Origin of the sequence: Salipiger bermudensis HTCC2601, from assembly GCF_000153725.1 — a bacterium.
In the GTDB taxonomy this organism is placed as follows: domain Bacteria; phylum Pseudomonadota; class Alphaproteobacteria; order Rhodobacterales; family Rhodobacteraceae; genus Salipiger; species Salipiger bermudensis.
Map to the genome: position 1 here is coordinate 3133402 of NZ_DS022276.1, position 5171 is coordinate 3138572.

Consider the following 5171-nt stretch of genomic DNA (forward strand, 5'->3'; position numbering starts at 1 on the left):
GCCGCATGGTCGAGGTCGATGCCGAGGACCGCAAGCAGTGGACTATGCTGCAGCTGCTCAGCGCCAAGCCGGTGCTCTATGTCTGCAATGTCGACGAGGACGAGGCTGCCACCGGCAACGCGCTCTCCGAGGCGGTGGCGAAGATGGCCGCCGAGCAGGGCAACGCCCACGTGGTGATCTCTGCCAAGATCGAGGAGGAGATCTCCCAGCTCGACGGCGAGGAAGCCGAGATGTTCCTCTCCGAGCTTGGGCTCGAGGAAGCCGGTCTCGACCGCCTGATCCGCGCCGGCTACGAGCTTCTGCACCTCGAGACCTACTTCACCGTTGGCCCCAAGGAGGCCCGTGCATGGACCATCCGCAAGGGCACGCTGGCACCGCAGGCCGCCGGCGTCATCCACGGCGATTTCGAGAAGGGCTTCATCCGGGCCGAGACCATCGCCTACGATGATTTCGTGACCCTGGGCGGTGAACAACCCGCCAAGGAAGCGGGCAAGATGCGCGCCGAGGGCAAGACTTACATGGTCAAGGACGGCGACGTCCTGCACTTCCTCTTCAACACCTGAGCCACGCGCCCTTGAAGGAGCCCTGCATCTTCTTCTGGCCGAAAATACCCCGGGGAGCGCGAGGGGCAGCGCCCCTCGTTCCCGGCGCCCCCGGCAGGCGCGAGCTTCGCTGATGCGGATCTCCGCCAATCTGGGCCTGCTCTACACGGACCTGCCGCTCCCGGCGCGCATCCTTGCCGCCGCACGCGACGGCTTCGACGCCGTGGAGTGCCATTTCCCCTACGCGCATGACCCCTCCGAGATCCGCGGGGCCCTCGAGGCCACCGGCCTGCCGATGCTGGCGCTCAACACCCGTCCGGGCGATCTCGAACTGGGCGAATTCGGGCTTGCGGCCCTTCCGGGCCGGAGCGGGGAGGCGCGGGACGCGGTGGCGCAGGCGGTGTCCTATGGCGCGGCGATCGGGGCGGGTGCGGTGCATGTGATGGCGGGGCGAAGCCATGCTGGGGCCGGTTCGGAAGAAGCCTTTCGAGACACGCTGGCCCATGCCTGCGATCTTGCGGCGCCGCACGGCATGTCTATCCTGATCGAACCGATCAACACGCGCGACGTGCCGGGCTACCACCTGACCTCGCTCGAGCAGGCCGCCGGAACCATCGCCGCGCTCGGGCGCGACAACCTGAAGATCATGTTCGATTGCTACCACCTGCAGATCCTGCAGGGTGACCTGACGCGGCGCTTTGCGGACCATCTGCCATTGATCGGACATGTGCAGATCGCCGCAGTTCCGGATCGTGGCGAGCCCGATGGTGGCGAGCTTTGCCATGCGCGCCTGCTGCGCGCCTTCCGGGAGGCCGGATATCGCGGTGCCGTCGGCGCCGAGTACCGCCCGCGCGGCGGTGACACGCGCGCGGGGCTCGGCTGGCTGGCCCCGCTCCGCGCCGCGCTCGACGGGCCCTAGGCGGGCTCGAGTCCCGCCTTGCTCACTGCCTCGGCCACGAGCGCGCCGCGGCCCTGGATCACCTGTCCCGCCAGCGCCATTGCGCCGCGTGCCGAGTCCTCCAGCGTCTTGCCACGCGCAAGACCGGCGAGAAGCCCCGCGGCAAAGCTGTCGCCGGCGGCGGTGGTGTCGACCACGGTCTCGACCTTGGTCGCCGGGATCACCCGCGCGCCGCTGTCGCGCTGCCAGAGCAGCAGGTCGCCCGGGCCCTGCTTGACCGCGACCAGATCGGCCCCCTGGGTGCGATAGCGCTCGAGGCTCTGTTCCGGGTCCTCGTCGCCGAACAGCACCTGCTCCTCGTCGAAGGAGGGCAGCACGATGTCCGAGGTCCGCGCCCCCATCATCAGCCCCGCGCGCATCGCCTCGGGGCTCTCCCAGAGCTTGGGGCGCAGGTTGGTGTCGAAGGCCACAATGGCCCCGCGCGCCCGTGCCCGCGCCAGCGCGCCGCAGAAATACTCGCGCTCCTTGGGCGGCAGGATGGCCAGCGTGATGGCCGAGAAGTGGATCATGTCGCGGCCCTTGAGCGCCGCGTCGAGCCATTTCAGATCCTGCCCCATGCGCTTGGCAGCCGACTGTCCGCGCCAGTAGGAGAAGCTGCGCTCGCCATCCTCGATCGAGATCATGTAGAGCCCCACCGTCGCATCCGGCAGCCGGCGCACCGCCGAGGTGTCGATGCGTTCGCCCTCCATGTAGGCCAGCATCTCGTGGCTGATCGCGTCCTCGCCGACGCAGGTGGCGTAGCCGACGCCCCAGCTTTCCGGCAGCATCCGGCGCATGTACCAGGCGGTGTTGAACGTGTCGCCGGCGAAGCCGCGGCGATAGAGCCCGTCGCCGGCCTCGGACAGTTCGACCATGCATTCGCCAATGGCGAGAAAGGCGCTCATTGCGTCACTCCTTCGTCTCCGGATGCGCGGGCAGGGCGCCCGTCAGCTTTCCGGCGGTAACAGTTTGCCGGGGTTGAGGATAGCCTGCGGATCGAAGGCCGTCTTGACCCGGCGCATGATGGCCACAGCCGCACCGTGCTCGGCGTCCATGTAACCCTGCTTGCCAAGGCCGATGCCGTGCTCGCCTGTCACCGTGCCGCCAAGCCGCAGCGCCACCTTGGCGAGCGCGCCGGAAAACGCGAGCACTTCCGCGATCTCGGCCGGGTCGGCGGGGTCGAAGCGCAGCCCGCAATGGAAATTGCCGTCGCCCACATGGCCGACGATGGTGCAGGTGAGCGCGCGGGTCTCGGCTTCGGCGCGGGCCGCGGCGATGGCCTCGGCCAGCTGCGAGATCGGCACGCAGACATCGGTCGAGTAGGTGCGCTTGCCGGGGCGCGGATCGAGCGCGCCGATCGCAGGCAGCGCACCGTGGCGCAAGCTCCAGAGCGCGGTGCGCGCTTCGGTGGTCTCGGCCTCTTGCCAGCCTTGGGCGCCGGCATCCGAAGCGATCTCCCGGAAGCTCGAAACCTGTTCGCGCACTGCATCAGGTGCGCCGTGGAACTCGAGGAAAAGATGCGGTTTTTCCGGCATGGTCGTGCCGCTGTGCAGGTTGAATCCGCGCACCATCATCTCGTCGACCAGCTCGATCCGCGCCATCGGGATGCCGCTCTGGATGGTCAGGATCACGCAATCCACCGCCGCCGCCACGTCGTCGAAGCGGCAGGTCGCCGCCGCCACCGCCTCGGGCTGGCCGTGCAGTTTCAGGGTCAGCTCGGTGATCAGCCCGAGCGTGCCCTCCGAGCCCACCAGCAGGTGGGTCAGGTCGTACCCGGCCGAGGACTTGCGCGCTTCGCTGCCGGTGCGGATCACCGAGCCGTCCGCCATCACCGCCTCGAGCGCCAGGACATTCTCGCGCATGGTGCCGTAGCGCACCGCCGTGGTCCCCGAGGCGCGCGTCGCGGCCATGCCGCCGAGCGAGGCGTCGGCACCGGGATCGACCGGGAAGAACAGCCCCGTTGCGCGCAACTCCTCGTTGAGCTGCTTGCGGGTCACGCCGGGCTGGACGACCACGTTCATATCCTCGGCATGCACCTCGAGCACCTTGTCCATGCGCGAGAAATCGAGGCTGATTCCGCCGTTGACCGCCAGATGCTGACCCTCGAGCGAGGTGCCGGTGCCGAACGCCACGATGGGCACGCCATGCGCGGCGCAGATCCGCACGATCTCGGCGACCTCTTCGGTGCTCTCGGGGAAGGCCACCGCGTCGGGCAGGACCTCGTCGTAATGGGCCTCATTTCCGGCGTTCTGCTTGCGGGCGGCAAGGGTGGTGGAAAAGCGCGGGCCGAGTAGGTGCCCGAGCGCGTCGAATGCAGTCATCTTGGTGGTCTCCTGCGCCGGGGGAATGCGCTTGCATTCGGTATACCAGCCAGTGACACTGTGGCAAGCAACTGGCGGAGGGGCCGTGCCCCAACCGGCAGGACGGAGGGCGCGGGACAGCGCATCGTGGGAGGAGGGGTCATGACCCGGAGCATCGTCATCACCGGCGCGGGCAGCGGCATCGGCCGCGTCACCGCGCAGGCATTTCTGGAGGACGGCTGGCGCGTGGCGCTGGTGGGCCGCCGCGAAGCGCCTTTGCGCGAGACCGCGAACGGCGATGCCAACGCGCTGGTGCTGCCGTTCGACGTGTCGCAGCCGGAGGCCGTGGAGCAGGGCTTCGCGCAGGTCGCGCGGGACTGGGGCCGCATCGACGCACTGTTCAACAATGCCGGCATCTTCACCAAGGGCGCGCCGATTGACGAGATCCCGGTCGAGGACTGGATGCAGCTCAGCGCCGTCAACATCACCGGCATGTTCCTCTGCGCCCGCGCGGCCTTTGGCCAGATGCGGCGGCAGAACCCGCAGGGCGGGCGGATCATCAACAACGGCTCGATCTCTGCGCATGTGCCGCGTCCGGGCTCGTCGCCCTATACCACATCGAAACACGCAATCACGGGGCTGACCCGCTCGATCAGCCTTGACGGGCGGCCGTTCGACATTGCCTGCAGCCAGATCGATATCGGCAACGCCCTCACCGAGATGGCCGCGCCGATGGCCGTCGGCGTCAAACAGGCCAACGGCGAGATCGCCCCGGAAGCCGTGATGGACGCAGAGCACGTGGCGACCTCCGTGCTGCACATGGCCAAGCTGCCGCTGGATGCCAACGTCCAGTTCATGACGGTGATGGCGACCAAGATGCCCTATATCGGGCGGGGCTGAGCCGGCATGGACACGCCGCAGGACACGCTGGCCGAGCAGATCGCCGCGCAGCTGCGCCGGGCGATCCTGTTCGGCACCCTGCCGCCCGATGCGCCGATCAAGGAGCGCGACACCGCCGCCGCCATGGGGGTGAGCCGCACGCCCATGCGCGAGGCGATCCGCATCCTTGCCAAGGAGGGGCTGGTGGTGCTGCGTCCGGCGCGCAGCCCGGTGGTGGCGCGGCCCTCTATCAAGGAGGTCCGCGACCAGGTGGTTGTGCTGCAGACGCTTGAACAGCTCTCGGCGCGGTTGGCCTGCGAGGCGGCGACCGAGGTCGACCTTGACGAGATCGAGGATCTGCACCGGCGCATCGCCGGTAGCTACGACCAGCTTGGTGCGCTCGACGCCTTCGAGCTTGACATGAGCTTTCACGGTCGCATCGCGCAGGCGGCCCACAACGCCGCACTGGCGCAGACCCACAACCGCTATCTCGCGCGGCTGTGGCGCGCGCGC

6 protein-coding genes are annotated in these 5171 nt (G+C 68.7%); 4 read left to right on the plus strand and 2 right to left on the minus strand.

Annotated features, from left to right (window positions below; translation table 11 throughout):
• Positions 1-563: DUF933 domain-containing protein (locus tag R2601_RS14700; RefSeq protein WP_007799704.1), on the plus strand; the 563-nt coding region annotated here is incomplete at its 5' end.
• Positions 564-675: 112 nt separating this feature from the next.
• A complete protein-coding gene (locus tag R2601_RS14705) occupies positions 676-1461 on the plus strand; it encodes a hydroxypyruvate isomerase family protein (protein ID WP_007799706.1) in 786 nt (261 codons plus the stop codon).
• Here the strand turns inward: R2601_RS14705 and R2601_RS14710 are convergent.
• Both R2601_RS14710 and R2601_RS14715 read right to left on the minus strand, forming a co-directional pair.
• Positions 1458-2384 carry a sugar kinase gene (locus R2601_RS14710; RefSeq protein ID WP_007799708.1) on the minus strand — a complete coding sequence of 309 codons (927 nt, stop codon included), beginning with the start codon at positions 2382-2384 and terminating at the stop codon, positions 1458-1460. The genes R2601_RS14705 and R2601_RS14710 overlap by 4 nt on opposite strands.
• Before the next feature lie 42 nt (positions 2385-2426).
• Entirely contained in the window at positions 2427-3800 is a 1374-nt protein-coding gene (locus tag R2601_RS14715; RefSeq protein WP_007799711.1) for an FAD-binding oxidoreductase, read from the minus strand.
• Positions 3801-3941: 141 nt separating this feature from the next.
• Here R2601_RS14715 and R2601_RS14720 point away from each other — a divergent pair, with 141 nt between their 5' ends.
• The gene (locus tag R2601_RS14720; protein ID WP_007799712.1) at positions 3942-4679 is read left to right on the plus strand and encodes an SDR family oxidoreductase; all 738 of its coding nucleotides are present in this window, start codon (positions 3942-3944) and stop codon (positions 4677-4679) included.
• A gap of 6 nt (positions 4680-4685) precedes the next feature.
• Positions 4686-5171 (plus strand): GntR family transcriptional regulator (locus R2601_RS14725; protein WP_007799714.1); only part of this gene is annotated, 486 nt, incomplete at its 3' end.

Excerpts from the sequence above, each read along its gene's own strand:
- R2601_RS14705 (WP_007799706.1), top strand. The coding sequence starts at position 676 with ATGCGGATCTCCGCCAATCTGGGCCTGCTCTACACGGACCTGCCGCTC.
- R2601_RS14710 (WP_007799708.1), bottom strand. The coding sequence starts at position 2,384 with ATGAGCGCCTTTCTCGCCATTGGCGAATGCATGGTCGAACTGTCCGAG.
- R2601_RS14715 (WP_007799711.1), bottom strand. The coding sequence starts at position 3,800 with ATGACTGCATTCGACGCGCTCGGGCACCTACTCGGCCCGCGCTTTTCC.
- R2601_RS14720 (WP_007799712.1), top strand. The coding sequence starts at position 3,942 with ATGACCCGGAGCATCGTCATCACCGGCGCGGGCAGCGGCATCGGCCGC.